At 65.4% G+C, this 17,703-nt stretch carries 11 protein-coding genes and 1 tRNA gene; 5 read left to right on the plus strand and 7 right to left on the minus strand.

Going from position 1 to position 17,703, the window contains the following annotated elements; genetic code table 11:
• Positions 1-119: 119 nt before the first annotated feature.
• Both L979_RS00965 and L979_RS00970 read left to right on the plus strand, forming a co-directional pair.
• On the plus strand, positions 120-1,757 hold the full coding sequence (locus L979_RS00965; RefSeq protein ID WP_052209288.1) for a hypothetical protein: 1,638 nt from the start codon (positions 120-122) through the stop codon (positions 1,755-1,757).
• A gap of 75 nt (positions 1,758-1,832) precedes the next feature.
• Positions 1,833-2,600 carry a PspA/IM30 family protein gene (locus L979_RS00970; protein WP_047688174.1) on the plus strand — a complete coding sequence of 256 codons (768 nt, stop codon included), beginning with the start codon at positions 1,833-1,835 and terminating at the stop codon, positions 2,598-2,600.
• A 150-nt stretch (positions 2,601-2,750) separates the two neighbouring features.
• On the opposite strand, the gene L979_RS00975 is transcribed toward L979_RS00970, so the two are convergent.
• The 3 genes from L979_RS00975 to L979_RS00985 all read right to left on the minus strand — a co-directional run bounded on the left by L979_RS00975 (position 2,751) and on the right by L979_RS00985 (position 7,324).
• A tRNA-Met gene (locus tag L979_RS00975) sits at positions 2,751-2,824 on the minus strand.
• A gap of 166 nt (positions 2,825-2,990) precedes the next feature.
• Positions 2,991-6,074 (minus strand): UPF0182 family protein, encoded by a 3,084-nt coding sequence (locus L979_RS00980; RefSeq protein WP_081993502.1) that lies wholly within the window; start codon positions 6,072-6,074, stop codon positions 2,991-2,993.
• Positions 6,075-6,256: 182 nt separating this feature from the next.
• Positions 6,257-7,324 (minus strand): PDZ domain-containing protein, encoded by a 1,068-nt coding sequence (locus L979_RS00985; RefSeq protein ID WP_047688176.1) that lies wholly within the window; start codon positions 7,322-7,324, stop codon positions 6,257-6,259.
• Between the two features lie 161 nt (positions 7,325-7,485).
• Between L979_RS00985 and L979_RS00990 the strand changes: the two genes are divergently transcribed.
• Positions 7,486-8,889, plus strand: coding sequence for a zinc-dependent metalloprotease (locus L979_RS00990; RefSeq protein WP_047688186.1), 1,404 nt, complete (start codon positions 7,486-7,488; stop codon positions 8,887-8,889).
• A gap of 13 nt (positions 8,890-8,902) precedes the next feature.
• Here the strand turns inward: L979_RS00990 and L979_RS00995 are convergent, their stop codons facing one another.
• On the minus strand, positions 8,903-9,487 hold the full coding sequence (locus L979_RS00995) for a M48 family metallopeptidase (RefSeq protein WP_231559331.1): 585 nt from the start codon (positions 9,485-9,487) through the stop codon (positions 8,903-8,905).
• Positions 9,488-9,645: 158 nt separating this feature from the next.
• On the opposite strand from L979_RS00995, the gene L979_RS01000 reads away from it, so the two are divergent.
• Positions 9,646-10,440, plus strand: coding sequence for a hypothetical protein (locus tag L979_RS01000; RefSeq protein ID WP_156125277.1), 795 nt, complete (start codon positions 9,646-9,648; stop codon positions 10,438-10,440).
• Here the strand turns inward: L979_RS01000 and L979_RS01005 are convergent.
• Positions 10,394-12,331: an ATP-dependent helicase gene (locus tag L979_RS01005; protein ID WP_052209291.1), complete on the minus strand. Its 1,938-nt coding sequence runs from the start codon at positions 12,329-12,331 to the stop codon at positions 10,394-10,396. The two genes, L979_RS01000 and L979_RS01005, sit on opposite strands and share 47 nt — an antisense overlap.
• A gap of 4 nt (positions 12,332-12,335) precedes the next feature.
• Positions 12,336-13,337, minus strand: a complete 1,002-nt coding sequence (nudC, locus tag L979_RS01010) for an NAD(+) diphosphatase (RefSeq protein ID WP_047688180.1) — start codon at positions 13,335-13,337, stop codon at positions 12,336-12,338.
• 75 nt (positions 13,338-13,412) lie between these two features.
• Here nudC and L979_RS01015 point away from each other — a divergent pair, with 75 nt between their 5' ends.
• A complete protein-coding gene (locus L979_RS01015) occupies positions 13,413-14,411 on the plus strand; it encodes a macrolide 2'-phosphotransferase (RefSeq protein ID WP_052209292.1) in 999 nt (332 codons plus the stop codon).
• Positions 14,412-14,438: 27 nt separating this feature from the next.
• Here L979_RS01015 and L979_RS01020 read toward each other — a convergent pair whose 3' ends face one another.
• Positions 14,439-17,690: an ATP-dependent DNA helicase gene (locus L979_RS01020; RefSeq protein WP_052209293.1), complete on the minus strand. Its 3,252-nt coding sequence runs from the start codon at positions 17,688-17,690 to the stop codon at positions 14,439-14,441.
• Between the last annotated feature and the right edge of the window lie 13 nt (positions 17,691-17,703).

The following is a 17,703-nucleotide window of genomic DNA, read 5'->3' on the forward strand; positions in this document are numbered from 1 at the left end:
ACGGCCCCTCCCCAGGCGTGATCTACCCCAACCTCGCCACCCTCCTGAACCACTACGTCCACGGCGAATAACCCAGTGGACCCAGCCATCCGGCAGCTGCGCTCAGTACACTCCCAACCATGAACACCGCGTCTGCTTTCGGCGCCCTGGGCGTCACGGGGCTGTTGGCCATTGTTGTGGTGGCTGGTTTGATCTCCTGGTCACGGTCCCGGCGTCGTCGTGGAGAAATCCAGGGCACCGCAGCCGAGCAGCGGTTCGGCCCCGGTGGCCAACCAGTGCAGGCCCAGACTCAGGCGCCACAGGCGAACGCCCCGCTCCCCCTCCCGGAGCTGCATCGGCGCGCCGGTGAGGCGCTGGTGGCAACGGACAATGCCGTCCAGTCGGCGGATCAGGAACTGGCTTTCGCCCAGCTGCAATTCGGCGACGACGCCGTGGCCCCCTACCAGCGCGCCCTGCAGGAGGCCAAGGACCACCTTCAACGCTCCTTCGCCCTGCAGCAGAAGCTGGAGGATTCCATCCCTGACACAGAAGCAGAACAGCGCGCCTGGATCGCCGAAATCCTGGACCGCTGCCAACAAGCCAAGACTCCTTTGGCGCAACACCGTGAAGACTTCAGTCAGCTGCGTGCGCTGGAGTCCACTGCCCAGGAGGCGGGAAACGCCGTTGTCGCTGCTGTGGATGCCCTGGGCCCGGACATGCAACGGGCCCAGACAACCCTGGACCGTTTGGCGCAGCGCTATCTGGATTCCGCGTGGCAAACCCTTCCGGAGAACCTGACCCAGGCCGGTGAGCGCATTGCATTCGTCCGTACAGCCGCACAGCAGGCTGAGCAACACCTGAGCTCCGGTCAGCGCTCCCAGGCGGCCGTGGAGGTCCGTGCCGCAGGACTTGCGGCCACACAGGCGCGGGACCTGGTGGACTCCGTGCAACGCGGCGCGCAGGACCTGGAACGCGCGGAACAGAGCTTGCGTGATGCCATTGCCGTGGCCCACCGGGACGTGGCCGAGGCCGAAGCCACCGCGCAGGTTGCCATGCGCACCGAACTCACGGGCACCGCAGCCGGGGTCCGATCCGTGTTGACCGGGATTGAAGCAGAACTGGCAGGCGGCCGATTTGATCCCTACGCCCTGTCCCACCGACTCTCCGTGGTCACCACCGAACTGGAGAAAGCTCTGGCCGGGCTGCGTAAAGAACACGAACGGGACCGTGCCGCACGGGCCACCCTGGATCGCACCATGGTCTCCGCCCAGGCTGCTGTCACCCAGGCCCACGACTACGTGGGCGCCCGCCGCGGGGGCATCCAGGCACAGTCCCGCACCCACCTCTCCGAGGCCGAACGCCACCTTTCCGAGGCCCAGCGGCTGCGCAACACGGAACCGTCCACCGCCCTGAACCACGCCAACGAGGCCATCCGCCTTGCCACCGCTTCCCGCCAGGAAGCACAGCAGGACGTCTCCGGTTTTGGAGGCGGTCCAGATGCAAGCGGGGGCTGGGGCATGGGTGGAGCGGGCTGGAACGGCGGTTACCGCAGATCACACCACCGTGGCCTGTCCGGCACCATGCGCGGCATGGGCGGCTTTGGCGGCCCCGGTCTGGGCGGAGCAGTCCTGGGAGGCATCCTCCTGGGCTCGGTACTGGATGGCGTGGGCGACGACGACGGCGCCATCAGCCAGAGTTTTGGTGGCGGATTCGGTGACTCCCACGACTCCGGGGATTTCCTGGGCGGACTGGGGGACTTTGGAGGATTCGATTTCTGAGCCCGCTCGCGCTGCCGCCCAAGATTCTTGACCACCTCAACGCCAACTTCACCATCACCACGGAAGGAAACACCCATGAGTGCCAAACAGTCCATCTTTGGGCGTATTGCCCAGCTGGCCAAGGCCAACATCAACTCCCTGATCGACTCGGCTGAGGACCCGCAGAAGATGCTGGACCAGATGGTCCGCGACTACACGCAGAACATCCGCGAGGCCGAATCAGCCGTGGCCACCACCATCGGCCAGCTGCGCATGCTGGAACAGGATCACGCTGAGGACGTTCGGGACGCCCAGGAGTGGGGCAACAAGGCGCTGGCCGCATCCACCCGCGCTGATGAGTTCCGCGCAGCCGGGCAGAGTTCCGAGGCGGAAAAGTTCGACAACTTGGCCAAGGTGGCACTGCAGCGTCAGATGCAGCACGAGTCCGAGGCCCGTACCGCGCAGCCTCAGATCGAGCACCAGACCCAGGTGGTCAATCAGCTCAAGGACGGGCTGAACAAGATGCACGGCAAGCTCCAAGAACTCTCCGCCAAGCGGGACGAGCTCAACGCGCGTCAGAAGACCGTTGCTGCGCAGGCGGCCGTGCAGGACTCCCTCAAGGCCTTTGACGTGATGGATCCCCTGTCTGAGGTCTCCCGGTTCGAGGACAAGATCCGCCGCGAAGAGGCGCGGGTTGCAGGCCAGCAGGAGCTCGCGGCGTCGTCGTTGGACGCACAATTCGAATCCCTGGAAGAACTGGGCCGTCAGTCCGAAGTGGAGGCCCGCCTGGCTGCGTTGAAGGCCGGCCGCAGCGGGGACGCGGTCAAGGACGGCGAGAAGATTGTGGGCTCCCAGGAAATCTGAGCCTGACGGCACGACTTCTACGCATTCTGGGCCGCCATCAGGACGTGATGGCGGCCCAGAATGCGTAGAAGTGCTGCGCGGTGGCCCAGGCGGGCAAAGCAAGAACCCCTCCTCCTGAGCTGAAAACTCAAGGAGAGGGGTTCTTCAGAGTTGCGGGGGCAAGATTTGAACTTGCGACCTCTGGGTTATGAGCCCAGCGAGCTACCGAACTGCTCCACCCCGCGGCGACAGGTGATTACTTTACGCACCCACCCCGGTAGACGCAAGTCGAGAGCCCCATCACCGCCCGAGCAGTGGTGGGGCCCCCGATTGCTGTGGGACATCAAGGCCTCACTCGCCCGGTGCCACAGGGCCTACCTCCGCAGGAGTGCCCTCCCTGGTATCACGAACTCACTGACCAGGTGCCACCGCACCTTCCCCCGCACCAGGTGTGGCGGAGACCCCATCGGCCTCAAGTGCGCGGTCGAGTGCCTCCTGCAGGCGATCCTGGGCCTCGCCGTAAGCGGACCAGTCACCGTCCTCCATGGCGGTCTGGGAGTCACGCATGGCGGTGCTGGCGTCATTGAGGGCCTCGTCCAAGGACGCACCACCCGTGGGCGACGGAGACGGCGACGGCGTTGCCGTCTCACCCTCCGTGGGCACAGCATCCTGACCCACGGCATCCGCCGCTTCTTCCTCACTCACGCCGGCACCCTGAACGGTCTGGGCACCGGAGTCGCCACCGAAGACCTGGTCCAAGGACTCCTCCAGGGTGGGGGCAAAGCCCACTTCCTCGCCGTAGCTCACCAGCACACGGCGCAACGTGGGATACCCGGAATCACCGGAGGAGCGGACGTAGACCGGCTGGATGTAGAGCACGCCGTCGTTGACCGGCAGTGCCAACATGTTGCCGTTGATGACCTCAGAACCACCCTGACGCAGCAGGTTCAGCGCGGAGGAAACTTCTGTGTTCGAGTTGAAGTTGTTCTGCGCCTGACCCGGTCCCGGGACCACCGAACTACGTGGCAGCTCCAGCAGGGTCATCTGCCCGTAGGTGTCAGCCTTGACCCCGTCCTCACCGGTTCCGGCGTCACCGTTGGCGGAGAGGTACCCGTAGAGCACGTTACGGGTGTTCTCGCCTTGGTTCTGCTGCGGAATGAAGGGTGTGGTCAGGGAGAAGCTGGCCTGATCCTCACCGGGCATCTGCAACGACAGGTAGTACGGCGGGATGGCCGTGGCGTTGTCATTGGTGGGGTCATTGGGAATGGACCAGACGTCATCGCCCGCGTAGAAGCTGTTGGCATCCGTCACGTGGTAGGTGTTCAGTAGGTCACGCTGGACCTTGAAAATGTCCTCCGGGTACCGGACGTGGTCCATGAGCTCGGCGGACATCTCCGAGTACGGCTTCACCGTCTCCGGGAACACGTTCTGCCAAGCCTGCAGCACAGGGTCCTCGTCATCCCAGGCATACAGATCCACGGAACCGTCGTAGGCGTCAACCGTTGCCTTGACCGAGTTGCGCATGTAGTTCACGCGCTCGTTGGGCAGCTGAGCCGCAGCACCCTCCGCCGTCGTGGTGTCAGCGGTGGCCTCCTGCAACTGCATGGGCGAAGAGTACGGGTAGCTGTTGGACGTGGTGTAGGCGTCCACAATCCACTTCACGCGTCCGTCAACAATGGCCGGGTACGGGTTGCCGTCCACCGTCAGGTACGGGGCCACCTGTGACACACGGTCACGGGGGTTGCGGTCGTAGAGGATCTGGGACTCAGGCCGCACGGCATCCGAGAACAGCAGGTCCGAGGACTGGAAACGGATCGCGTAGGACAAGCGGTTCAACGGGTTGCCCACGTTGGGTCCACCGTCACCGGAGAAGGTGTTGCGGACGTCCTCGGTCTCGTCATCTGCCGTGGAGGGACGGTCCAGTTCCAGGTGGTCATCACCTTCGGCACCACCCACCACGGAGTAGTCCGGGGACTGCATGCCGAAGTAGATTCGCGGCTGGTAGTCATCGGAGATCTCACCCTGGGCCAGAATGCCGCCCTGGATGAACGACGGGCGGCCATCCGACTGCACACGGTCACCGTAGGCGGCCACCAGGCCGTAGCCGTGGGTGTAGACCACGTGCTGGTTGTACCAACTTCCGCCGGTGTCCACATCCAGCTCACGGGCGGCCAGGACGGTGTCCTGCACCTCTCCGTCCAACTCGTAGCGGTCCACGTCCAAGGTGCCCGGGAAGTTGTAGTACGGACGGAACTGCTGCAACTGCGCGAATGCCGGGGAGACCACGTTGGGGTCCAGCAGACGGATGTTGCTGGTGGTCTGCGCGTAATCGGCCAGATCGCCTTCACCGGCATCCACGGTGGCCGCATAGGCCTCTGTGGTGATCCCGTCCAGACCAAAGGCCGCACGGGTGCCGTCAATGTTGCGCTGGATGTAAGGGTTCTCCACGGACTGCTCCGTGGGGGTCACCTGGAAACGCTGCACCAGGGAGGGGTAGATGCCTCCGGCGACGACGGCGACCACAACCAACATGGCCGTTCCGATCAGCGGCAGACGCCACCGACCGATCACCGCGGAGATCACAAAGAGCACAGCCACCAACACAGCGGCAATGGCCAAGATGCCACGCACGGGGATCACGGCGTTGACATCCGTGTAAAGCGCACCGGTCCAGGAACCGGACGTGGACTGCAATGTGGCGTAGCGGTCCAACCAGAAGTTCACACCCTGCAGCAACAGGAACAGGGCTGCGGTGACGGCCAACTGCACGCGAGCCGCGGTGCTGAATTTCAGGCCCTTCTCCGTGATGCGGATGCCGCCGTAGATGTAGTGGACCAGAACGGCACCGATGGCGCACAGCAGCAGCACGGAGACCAGGAAGCCCAGGAGCAGACGCAGGAACGGCAGGGTGAAGACCCAGAAGCCAACATCCATGCCGAACTGGGGATCGTCCTGACCGAACGGAACCTGGTTGAAGAACAGCAGCACGGTTTCCCACTGGGAGGCCATGGTGGAGGCCGTGAACAAGCCGAACAGCACCGGGATGGCCAACATGGCCAGCTTTCGGACAGGCTCCAGGGCCTGCTGGTAACGCCGCAGGTTGTCATCGGCAGCCGCTGCTGCCGTGAGCGGGCGGTTGCGGTGGGCAAGCCACAGGGAGAGCCACAACAAGGCAGCCACAACAAGGGCTGCCACCACAAAGATCACGGCGCGGGCCACGTTCTGGGTGACAAAAACGTTGAGGTAACCCACCTGGCTGAACCAGAGGATCTCCGTGTAGAGCTGGGTGAAGGCAACAAAGGCTGCGATCAGGGCGACCACAATTGCCACGGTGATGAACAGGGGGCTACGTCCCCTGCCGGGTTTACGGTTCGCCGCACCTGTGGGCCGTGGCGATTTCGGGGGTCGAGGCGGTTCTGCCGCTCCTGCTGTCACGTCGGTCCTGGGCCTTCCCTGGGATCGGTCATGGGACTGCGCAGACTGCGCAACCTCCATTCTGACCGCCACAGGTGCTTGTGGGCAAAGTCTCCACCCAGTTCCGCCACAGGCTCATTCCAGGTTCTAGGTGCAGGGAGCGCCGTCAATGGCCCAGGCCCGCCCGTTTGATGACCCAGGCCCGCGCGATTGACGACCAAGACCCGCCCGCTTCCGAGGATCCGCGGGTGCTCACCCGGTGCTCAGGAACCGCTGGTGCAGGTGGGCAGTGAGGCCGGGTCCTCCCCCGCCGCCACAGCCTCCAGCGCGTTCACGGAGTCATCCAGTGTGTCCACGGCCACCACGGTCATGCCATCAGGTACGTGCCCCACCACTTCCGGGCAGTTCTCCACCGGCGCCAGGAACAGATCCGCACCGGTGTCCTGGGCCCCCACCATTTTCTGGCGGATGCCACCGATGGGTCGCACATCCCCTCCGACGTCGATGGTCCCGGTGCCGGCTATGTGCCTGTCCCCACCCAGGGAGCCCGGCGTGAGTTTATCGATCACGCCCAGGGAGAGCATCATGCCGGCACTGGGGCCACCCACGTTTTCCAGGGCAAAGTTGACCTGGAACGGGAAGTCGAACTCACGTTCCAGGTACACACCCAGTTGTTGGTTTCCGTCCACTTCAACCGTTCCCACGGTCAGCTCCTGCTGGTCACCATCACGTTGCACACCCACGGTCACGGATGCGTCGTCGTCGTTGTTCAGGGTTTCGCGCAGTCCGTCCAGTGAGGCGATGGGCTGCCCGTCAACGGAGACCAGGACGTCCCCGGCCTGCAGGATGCCATCGGCAGGGGCACCGGGGACGACGTCGTGAACGGTGAGCGTGGTGGTGTAGTCCTCCCCCAGATGTTCAAGGGCTGAAGCCACCGCCAGGTTCTGTGAGGAATCCATGGCCGCGGTACCGGAATTGGTGATCTCCTCCCGGGTGGCCGTGGGCGGATACATGACCTCCTGCGGCAACACGACTTGGGTGGAGGAGAGCCAGGAGTACATGGTGTCCAGGATGCGCGGACTGGAACCGGGGCCGCCCACCACGTACACGGTGGTGAAGTCCAACTGCGTGTCCGTGGAAAACGTCTCCACGCCCTCCAGCGTCATGACCTGTTTGCCGTCAATCTCCCCCGTGGTGTCAAAACTGGGGCCGGGGCGCTCCAACACGTAGGGGGTGGGCGACCATGCAGCGGCAATCAGCAGCAACCCGGTGGCGATCATGGAGCCGGACTCCAACCCCAACCAACGGGGACGGGTGAAACGAGCAGACACGTGAGCGATCCTTAACACGCATGCTTCCAGCGAACTGCGGGCTCTGACGGGAATCCATGCGCGTGCTAGTGGTTAGCCTGGACGCCTCACTGTAGGTCACCGGATGACAATGTCCGTGAATCCATTCCATGTCGAGGATCTGAAGGCGGGATCAACAAGCCATGACTTCGCAGCCACCCAACCCGGAGAACGACCCCGAAAACCAGGGCGAGAACAACGGTCAGAACAACAACCAGGACCCGTTCCAGGCCATGTTCCAGCAGTTCCTGGGACAGTCCGGGATGTCTGCGGAAGACCTGCAGAAAATGGGCATCCCCACGGACCCCGCCGGCATGCAGGCCATGTTTGCCCAGGTCCAGTCCATGTTCTCCGCAGGGCCCAGTGACGGCCCCGTGAACTGGAAGGCGGCCAAGGATCACGCACGCCGCGTGGTGGCCGCTGCCGGGGACCCCAGCGTGGATGATGCCCAGCGCAAGATCGTGGCCGATGCCGTGCAGCTGGCCCACCTGTGGGTGGAGGACCACACCTCCTTTGGCGCTCCGGGTGCCGAACCCGGTGCGTGGTCCCGTGCGGAATGGGTGGAAGCCACGTTCGAGACCTGGAAGGAGATCACCGGGCCCGTGGCGGAATCCATGAGCAAGGCCTTGACCGACTCCATCCAGGGGCAGCTTCCGGAGGAGATGGCCGGAATGCTGGGGGGTGCCTCCGGGATGCTGGCCAACGCCGGTTCCATGATGTTTGCCATGCAGTTGGGTCAGGTCCTGGGTGGTTTGGCCGCAGAAGTGGTCTCCTCCTCTGACATCGGCTTCCCCCTGGCCAAGGACCGCGCTGCCATGCTCCCGCGCAACGTCAAGGAGTTCGGCGCTGACCTGGGCGTCCCCCAGCAGGAAGTGGTCATCTACCTGGCCGTGCGGGAGGTGGCCCACGCCCGCCTGTTCCACGCCGCACCCTGGTTGCGGCAGTACGTGATCGATCTGATCACCACGTTCTCTGAAGAGATTCACATTGACATGGACCGGATCGAGGGACTGGCCTCCCAGATCGACCCCTCTGATCCCGCTGCGGTGCAGGAAGCTCTGGGATCCGGGATGTTCATGCCGGAACAGACCCCCACTCAGAAGGCCACGCTCAAGCGGCTGGAGACCATCCTGGCCCTGATCGAAGGCTGGGTGGACGTGGTCACGGTGCGCGCCACCACCAACCTGCCCGGTGCGGCAGCGCTGGCGGAGACCATGCGGCGTCGTCGGGCATCCGGAGGCCCGGCCGAGCACGCCTTCGGTTCCTTTGTGGGTCTGGAACTGCGCCCCCGGCGCATGCGGGAGGCCGCCGAGTTCTGGCGTTTCGTGGAGCAACGGCGCGGCCTGGATGACCGTGACGGCCTGTGGGAGGCACCGGAGTTGCTGCCCACGGACGAGGACCTGGATGACCCCGCCGGCTACGAATCCCGCCGCGGCCTGCTCACCGCCTCTGACGAAGAGTTCGACGCCGCGCTGGAGCAGTTGCTGGGAGGCGAGGGCGATACCACACCGCCCGAGTCGGAAGATCCCCAGTCACCTCAGAGCTGATGCCGATCCTGCTCTACTGATGCTGATCCTGCTCTGAAAAACCAGGTTCACCCAAGGCCCAGGCCGCTCCGTCCAGGAAGGCCTGGGCCTCGGCCATGCGCGGGTAGCGCCGTTCCAAACGGCGGAAGGCCGGACCGTGGTTGGCTTCCAGCAGGTGACAGAGTTCGTGGAAAATCACGGCATCCAACACCCATGACGGCGCCGACTCCAGACGGCGGCTGATCCGCACGGTTCCGGTGGCCGGTGTGGCCGATCCCCACCGGGTGTTCTGCCGGGAGGACCAGGTGATGGAGGAGGGCTGCACGGCACCCTTCAGGTGGCGTCGGGAGAGCTCATGAGCCCGGGTCTCAAGGTGCGCGTCCCCAGATTTTGCAGCACGCTGCGATGCGGCCAGGTTGCGTTTGGCCACCAGTTTGGGCACCAGTTCCCGCTCCCACCGCTTGACCTCACGGGCGGACATGCGCGCCGGCACCTGAAGCACCACGGTCTCCCCGGACCAGTGGGCGGAAACGGTCCTCTTGCGCCGGGCAGATCGCTGCACCTCAACCGGTGGGACGGCCGAGCCGGCTGCGTCTGATCCTGGGGAAAGTCTGGTCACGGTTACCGATGGTAAACAACCGCACAGACTGAACCCGGCCTGTGGGGTGGCCTCCCGCCTGGTTCACGATTTTCCTGTGGATAACTCCTTGGGGTGCCGCACCCGGCCGCAGACTGGAGGAAATCAGCCCGAGCCTGCGCATTCTTTGGGAGAAGACCGTGACCACTTCCGCCGTTCCCGCCGCCCCCACTGCACGCCACCCCTCGTTGCGGGCAGCCCACCCCACAGGCACCCGGTTGCTCACCCGCACCCCGGCGGCCGATCTTCAGCTGTTGTTCTTGGGAGTGAATCCCGTGACCGCGGCTGCAGCCATCATCCTGGCCGGTTGCGGCGTCCGGGGATTCACCGTGCTGGATCCACGGCCGGTCACCTGGGATGACGCCGCAGCCGGTGCCTACGACCTCCCCGACGTCGGGCGCAGCCGGGACCACAGCCTGCGCCAACGGTTGTTGGCAGCCAACCCGCAGGCCCTTGCCGGTGGCCGAGCCGAGCTCTTTCCCGGACCCGATCGCCCGGGCACCTTGGTGATCCGCGCCCGGTCCACGGGCATCACCGACCCCACCGACGACGACGCCCCGCTGGCGGCCGCGGCCTCCCACCTGGCGGAAGATCACCTGGTGCTGGACGTGATTTCCGTGGAGGGCCATCCCCCGGGGACCACCATGGTGTGGCCGGTGCGGCCCTGGTACGCCCGAGCATGTTCGGAATGTGTGAGGGCTGCTGCCGGCACAAGCCCCCGCGAACCAGCCCGCACACCGCGTCACGAGGCATGGCCTTCCCACACAGCTGTGGCCGCTGGCGTGACGGCCCAACATGTTCTGGCAGCAGCGACATCCACCCTGGTGGACCCGAGTGAGTCCCTGGTGACCGTGCTGCGACCGGGCGCCCCACTGAGCACCGTTGACATCACCGGTGTGGGCCCCGAGCCCTGCGCTTGGTGCTCCCCTGGGTGAGTGAACGCTGCGGCACGATGTCCTGCACAAAACGTGACGCACTGCGGTTGGCGCGGCCTCCCGGGGTGCGGGATAGGGACCAGGAGAGCATCAGGTGTTCACGTGCACGGGTGATGCCCACGTAGAGCAGGCGCCGTTCCTCATCCACCTCATCGGAGGTCTCTGCAAAAGCAATGGGCACCAACCCCTCGGTGAGCCCCACCAGGAACACGGCATCCCATTCCAGGCCCTTGGCCGAGTGCAGAGAGGCCAACGTGACGCCCTCCACCGCCGGGGCATCCTGTTGCACGGAACGGCGAGTCAGCTCCTTGGCCACATGCCGCAGGGTGAACGGGCCCGGGTCCTCGGTGCCCGCGTCCACGGCGGCCCGGACTGCCTCCCGGTGGGCTGTCGCCATGCGGTCAGTCATGTCCACCAGGGCGGCCAACGACTCCCACGTCTCCCGCACGGCACCGGTCACTCGAGGTGCAGTGGCTGACCACCCCAGGGAGGAGAGCATGTCACGCACGGTTTGGCCGACATCGTGAGCTGGGGCCGAACTGATGCCGTGGTCCCCCTCCGTGTCCGGGTCCACGGCGTGGGCGGCACTGCGGATCTGCAACAGTGCCTGACGAATTTCCGGACGGCGGAAGAACTGTTCCGTGCCGCGCAGCCGGAAGCCGATCCCGGCATCCGCCAATGCGGTCTCATAGGCCTGGGCCTGGCCGTTGGTCCTGAACAACACCGCGATTTGAGAGGCCGGCACGCCGTCGTCCAACAGGTCCTGGATCCGCACGGTAGTGGCTTGGGCCTCGAGTTGGTCGTCGTCGTACTCGTTCCAGGAGGGCACCGGACCGGGCGCGCGCTGCCCCACCAGCTCCAGCGGTGTGGCCCAGGATCCCGGCGTTGAATCAGCACCAGGTCGCCGGGCGGCCAGCAGACGGTTGGCGGTGTTCACGATCTGCGGGGTGGAGCGGTAGTCGCGGACCAGTTTGACCACTGTTGCGGACGGGAAACGGCGTGGGAACTCCAGCAGATGACGGGACGTGGCCCCCGTGAAGGAGTAGATCGTCTGGGAGGCATCCCCCACCACGCACAGATCATCCCGCGGACCCAACCAGGCATCCAACAATCTCTGCTGCAGCGGGGAAACGTCCTGGTACTCGTCCACCACAAAGTGGCGGTACTGCTCCCGCACCGTGGCCGCGATCCGCTGGTCCTCCTCCAGGATCCCCACCATCAGAAGCAGAACGTCCTCAAAATCGATCAGGTCCAGGTCGGTCTTGAGGTCCTCATAGGTCTGCCACAAGCGTGCCACGGTCCGGGGATCGTGACCGGCCGGCAACTGGGCCACGGAGGAATCTTTGCCGCCGCCGGTGACTGCATCCACGTAGGTCTCCGGGGTCAGCATGGACACCTTGGCCTTCTCGATGGCTCCTGCCAGGTCCCGGATGGACGCACGGTCATTGCTCAGCCGCATGGATCCGGCGGCTTGGGCCACCAGGCGTGCTTTGTGCTCCACCAGTTCCGGTACCGTGCCGCCCACGGCTTGCGGCCAGAAGTACTGCAACTGCCGCAGAGCAGCGGAGTGGAAGGTCCGCGCCTGGACACCTTCAGCACCCAGGACACGCAGGCGGTGACGCATCTCGTTGGCGGCCCGGGTGGTGAAGGTCAGCGCCAGAACCTTCTGCGGGGTGTACACGCCTGTGGCAATGCCGTAGGCAATACGGTGTGTGATGGCCCGGGTTTTGCCCGTACCTGCTCCTGCCAGGATGCACACCGGGCCGCGAAGTGCGGTGGCTGCCTGACGTTGTTCAGGGTCCAGCCCGTCCAGGATGCGTTCGGCCAGCGGACGCTCAGGATCTTCCGCGGCGGGGAACAGGGCAAGGGCCGCAGCATCAGGGGTGATCATCTGCTCACCAGCCCGATTCGGGCAGCTGATGACCCAGCCAGTGTTCAATCAGAGCGCGGGCAATGGAGACCTTGCCCGGCAGCGTGAGGCTGCCCTGCTCCGCGGACTGGCGCAGTTGCTCCCGAGTGAACCACCGCAGATCCACCACCTCGTGCCCGTCAGGCTGGGCCTGACCGCTCTTGCAAACCGCAGTGCATCCGATCATCAGCGAGCGGGGAAACGGCCAGGGCTGGGAGCCCAGGTAGCGGACATCGCCCACCTGAATGGCGGCCTCTTCCTGGATCTCCCGGACCACGGCCTGCTCAATGGACTCCCCGGGTTCCACAAAGCCCGCCAGTGTGGAGAACCGGTTGCCGCGCCAGGCGGCGGCCTGGCCCAACAGCAGACGTTCGCGCTGCGGGTCCGGGTCACCGTCCGTGACGGCCACGATGATCGCAGGATCGGTGCGCGGAAAATGCATCGAGGAATCTACCGGACAACGCCGCATCCACCCCGAACGCCGCACCTCAGTCACCTCACCGCACCGTGGACACCGGGGATGATCCACGTGCCAGGCCGTCACCGCCTGCGCCGTGACGGCCAGCGCCGCATGCACGGGTTCCGTGTCAGCCAGAGCGGTGGCCACAGCACGCAAGGTGGCAAACTCCAGCGGCTGATCTTTTGCCTCCGAGCCCTGGTGGGTGGAGTGCACCACCTCCACGGTGGCGTGGGCGTCGTCGTCGTCCTCAAAGGCGCGGACGGTCACCCCACCACCATCCGGTTGTGTGATCTCCCCCAGGTACACCTCCGGAAGGCGGGGATCCTCACCGGTCTGCGGCAACTGGTCCCGGGCCACCAACACCAGACGGCCACCGGCCACCGGCATCCGCCCGTTCAGCATGACCAGGGTGAGTGCGGCTGCCGGACGTTGGTCCGCCTGATCGCGCTCCGGGCTGCGACGTTGCAGGGCGGAGACGGACAGTGGCATGGAACGGGGGTCCAACCGGGTGGTGTCAGGCGTTTGCACCGTCTCACTCTATCGGCGCAGCACGGCGCCTGCCTGGGCCGTCCACAGGAGGTGATCAACTGTAGGGTTGAGCCCATGCGCGCAACACTGGAACATCTGGCAGCGGTGGCGGTGGCCGGGGTTCCGGGGATCGTTCCGGTTGCCGTGGGCCCTTCCCCGGACGACGACGCCGACTTCCGCTCCGCAGTGGTCACCGATCAGACCACCAAGCGCTGGAGGGTGCGTAGTCCCCTCACGGAGGAAGCCGGTATCCGCCTGGCCTCCGAGCACGCAGTGCTCTCCGCCTTCACCCCGCAACTGCGCGCCAGACTCCCGTTCCTGATCCCCACCGTGGTGGGGTCGGTGGACGACGACGGCGGGCGCACGTTCATCTATTCGCACCTGCCGGGACGCCCGGTGCCCATCAACCAGCTGGACGCGCTGGCATCAGCGGCACCGTCACGGCCCCAACCGCCAAGTGCTGAACCCGTGCCTGCGGTGACCACACAGATCGGCACCATCCTGGCTGCCGTCCACGATCTCCCCCGGGCCATGGTCATGGACGCAGACCTTCCTGCTTACAGCGCCGATCAGTGCCGCACGCGCATGCTCAATGAATTGGACCAGGCCGCCACCACCGGGTTGATCCCCGCCGGGCTGCTGCAGCGCTGGGAAAACGCGCTGGAGGACCGGACGCTGTGGCGGTTCTCCACCCATGTTGTCCACGGGGATCTGCATGAGGACAACCTGGTGGTGGACGGCAATCGCATCACCGCCGTCACCGGGTGGTCCGATGTTCACGTGGGCGACCCCGCACTGGACTTCGCGTGGCTGATCGGTGCCAACGACCCCGGGTTTGCCGAGGCCGTGGTGGCCGCCTACTCCCGCGCACGCCTCCAGGACCCGGACGCCCACCTGCTGCGCCGAGCCCACCTGGAAGCAGAATTTGCCCTGGCCCGCTGGCTGGTCCGTGGCGTGGCCCGCGAGCGCCAAGACATGGTGGCCGATGCCCAACGGATGCTGGCCGTGCTGGAAAAGGACGTGGAGGACTACCAGGAAGAACTCTCCACCCGTGACGCCCCGCAACCTTCCTGAGCGTTGGTGCGCCACCGTGCCCCGGTCTCACCGACGGCCGGTGATGATCGCCTCCAGCTGCTGTTCATCGGCAAGGTCATGAGGGCGGACCGTGCGATCCGAGCCCACAAAGTAGAAGGCTGCAGAGATCTTCTCCAGGTCCACCTGCATGAGCCGGGAGAACGCCAGCCGGTACACCGCCAATTGGACGGATCGTTCAGCCAGGTCTTTGGGACCCGGTGCTCGCCCTGATTTCCAGTCCACCAGTTCCCATTGCCCGTCCGGTTCTTGGAACACGGCATCAATCCGACCGCGCACCGTCACCCCGCCAATGGGCGTTTCGATGGGGTACTCCACCGCCCACGGTTGGCGGGTGCCCCACTCACTGGCCCGGAACGTCTCAGCCAGTGCGGGGAGGTCGTAGCCCTGGTCCACAAAATCATCGGCACCGCCTGGCAGTTCATCCATGTCAAAGATGGCGTGAGAGTCAAAGTACTCCTCCACCCAGGCATGGAACGTGGTGCCCGCCCTGGCTGCCACCGCAGGTTGACGCGGCATGGGGCGACGCAACTGGGCGGCCACCGCCGCCGGGTCCTTGCCGAGTTCCACCACCGTGGAGGCAGACACGTGTGTGGGCATGACCAATTCGGCCGCCCTGGGAGGGTTGTGGTGGGCCGCCAGGAGCACTCGGGCTTCCTCCACCCATTGACGCACCGTTGGATCCTGCAACAACTGCGCATCGGAGAGATGACGGTTCTCCCGGAACCCACCGTCACGAACGGCCTGCGCCACGGTTTCCAGTCGGAGACGTCGACCAGCGTGGACCGGCGGGTGGAGCACACGGTGCTCGTGGTCAGTTCCGTCGGCCGTGATCTCCGCAATGACCGGCCCCTCCAGGGGGTCATAGGGCCAGGCCGCCTCCAAAACACGTGAACCGGACGGGTTCTTCTGGTCCTCCTCCGGTTCGGCCCACAGCTGTTTGTGAATGATCGGCTGGGCACCCGGGACAGCCTCCATCAAGGGTTCCAGGTCCTCCAAGAACGTCGATGGCTCTCTGATGCCCTTGGCTGTGCCCGCAAAAGCTGTACAGGAAAGCGCCAAATGGGTTCGTGCCCGGGTGAAGGCCACATACATCAGGCGGCGGTCTTCACTGTGGTCATGGTGATCCCCGTCCTGAAGGAAGGTCTCCATGGACTCCTTGAGTGCTTTCACATCTGTGGTGTCCACGGCCCATTGAGGGAGGTGGTTGCGGTCACCGCGCAGTGGCCAGGGGACACTGTCCGCATTCTTGGTCCAGGCCGATCGATCCTTGCCTTGCTGTTGTTCGTCCTTCTGGTTCATGCCCGGCACGTACACGTGATCCCACTCCAGCCCCTTGGAGGCGTGCATGGTCAAGATCTGCACCGCGTGGGGGTCGGGTTCTGACGGGGCAACGTCCGGGTTCTCCTGGGTGGCAGAAACCTCCAACCAAGCCAAAAAAGCTCCCAGGTCCTGTGAACCCGTGGCACCCACGTGGGTGACGGCCAGCTCCTGCAGGGCATCCAGATTTCTCCTGGCCTCCGCACCGGCTGATCCAGGGCGAGCTGCCACTTCCAGGTCCAGCCCCAGGGTGCGCTCCACCGCGGCCAACACACTGGTCAGATCCTCGGACAACCAGGACCGCAGACCGTGCAGCTCCTGAGCGAACTGCTCCATGCGAGCCTGAGCCACAGGTGTCAGGCTGCGCCCGGCTGAGGACGTCCACCCCGCTTCCGGCAGCGATTCCACCGCTTCCACCAGGGAGGCCAGATCGACGGAATCGGCCTCCACCACAGTCTCTTCTGCCGTCGAGGCCCCGTCCTGGACCTGGGGGTCCACATCCTCCAGGGCCACACCCAGCTTGGCAGCCCGGGTGCGGCGTCGTTCCAGATGAGCCGCCCAGTCAGCCAGTGCCACCAGGTCACGGGCACCGATCCGCCACCGGGCACCCGTGAGCAGGCGCGCCAGGGCATCCGAGCGCCCTGGATCCGTGAGCACCTGCAAGGTGGCGATCACATCCGCCACCTCAGGGACCTCCAACAGCCCACCCACACCCACCACGTCATAAGCAATACCTGCTGCGGCCAGTTCCCTGCGAACGGGTTCAAACTGCGATCGAGCACGGCACAGCACGGCCACCGTGGGATACGGGGCCTGCGAGCCATCGAGCTGCTCGGAGTCGATCTGGGCTCGGGTGTTGTGGATGGACTGGGCGATGGCGCGGGCTTCGTCGTCGTCCGTCAGGTACCGGTTCACGGTGACCGTGCCGGTACCGGCACCTGGGCGGGGATCCAGGTGCGGGACTTCCTGCAAGCCATCTCCCGTGGTGACCGCCCACGGAGGTGGGGTGCGCAAGGCTTCGGCCACGGCATTGGCCGCGTCCAGGATGGAGGTGTCGTTGCGCCAGGCCGTGGTCAGGAAACCGGGGACGGACCGCTGCCCTGCCGGAGCCGGGAACCACTGGTCAAAGCTGAAGAGCTGGCCCGCAGAGGCCCCACGGAAACCGTAGATGGACTGCTGGGGATCCCCCACGGCCATGACGGAGTGCCCCTCACCGAACAGGGAAGCGAACAGCACCATCTGTGCGTGTGAGGTGTCCTGGAACTCATCCAGCAGCACCACCTTGAACCGCTCCCGTTCCAAGGCGCGCGCTGCGAGGTCCTCCTTGGCAATCCGAGCGGCCCGGCTGAGCAGATCGCCGAAGTCCATGGTTTCGCTCTCACGTTTGAGAGTTTCGAAACGCTGCACCATCTGGGCCAGCACTCGGAGACGATCCAGTGTCTCCACCGCGGTCTTGACATGCGGCCCAATGGAGGTCTGCTTCCGCGAACCTGGCTCGTCACTCTTGAACGCTGGAACATCGTGAAGCTGCGGCAGAAGTTTCTCCGCAAACTCCTGCAGGTCCTGTGGGCTCAGCAGATGCTCTGCTGCACCAGAACTGAGCTTCAAGATCTGCTCCGTCAGGGTGGTGGCGTTGAAGTCGTCGAACACCTCGCCATCCCAGCTCTCCACCAGGCCACGCGCTATCTGCCAAGCCTGGGCCTGACCCAACTGAACCGTTTCCGGCTCCACACCGATCCGCAGCCCGTAGGTGCGCACCAAGGTGTTGGCATAGGAGTGGTAGGTCAACACGGTGGGATCGGCCTCCACCGTGGCATCCAGGACCTCTGCCCCGCTCTCCGAGGGGTCGGCGTCCACCACCAGGCCCTTGGACCGCAGCACGCTCAGACGACCACGAACGCGGTCCCGCAACTCACCTGCAGCCTTGCGTGTAAAGGTCACGCCCAATACCTGT

This window comes from Kocuria sp. ZOR0020 (assembly GCF_000800955.1).
Classification (GTDB): domain Bacteria; phylum Actinomycetota; class Actinomycetes; order Actinomycetales; family Micrococcaceae; genus Kocuria; species Kocuria subflava.

Excerpts from the sequence above, each read along its gene's own strand:
- L979_RS01015 (WP_052209292.1), top strand. The coding sequence starts at position 13,413 with ATGCGCGCAACACTGGAACATCTGGCAGCGGTGGCGGTGGCCGGGGTT.
- L979_RS00965 (WP_052209288.1), top strand. The coding sequence starts at position 120 with ATGAACACCGCGTCTGCTTTCGGCGCCCTGGGCGTCACGGGGCTGTTG.
- L979_RS01005 (WP_052209291.1), bottom strand. The coding sequence starts at position 12,331 with ATGATCACCCCTGATGCTGCGGCCCTTGCCCTGTTCCCCGCCGCGGAA.
- L979_RS00980 (WP_081993502.1), bottom strand. The coding sequence starts at position 6,074 with ATGGAGGTTGCGCAGTCTGCGCAGTCCCATGACCGATCCCAGGGAAGG.
- L979_RS00990 (WP_047688186.1), top strand. The coding sequence starts at position 7,486 with ATGACTTCGCAGCCACCCAACCCGGAGAACGACCCCGAAAACCAGGGC.
- L979_RS00970 (WP_047688174.1), top strand. The coding sequence starts at position 1,833 with ATGAGTGCCAAACAGTCCATCTTTGGGCGTATTGCCCAGCTGGCCAAG.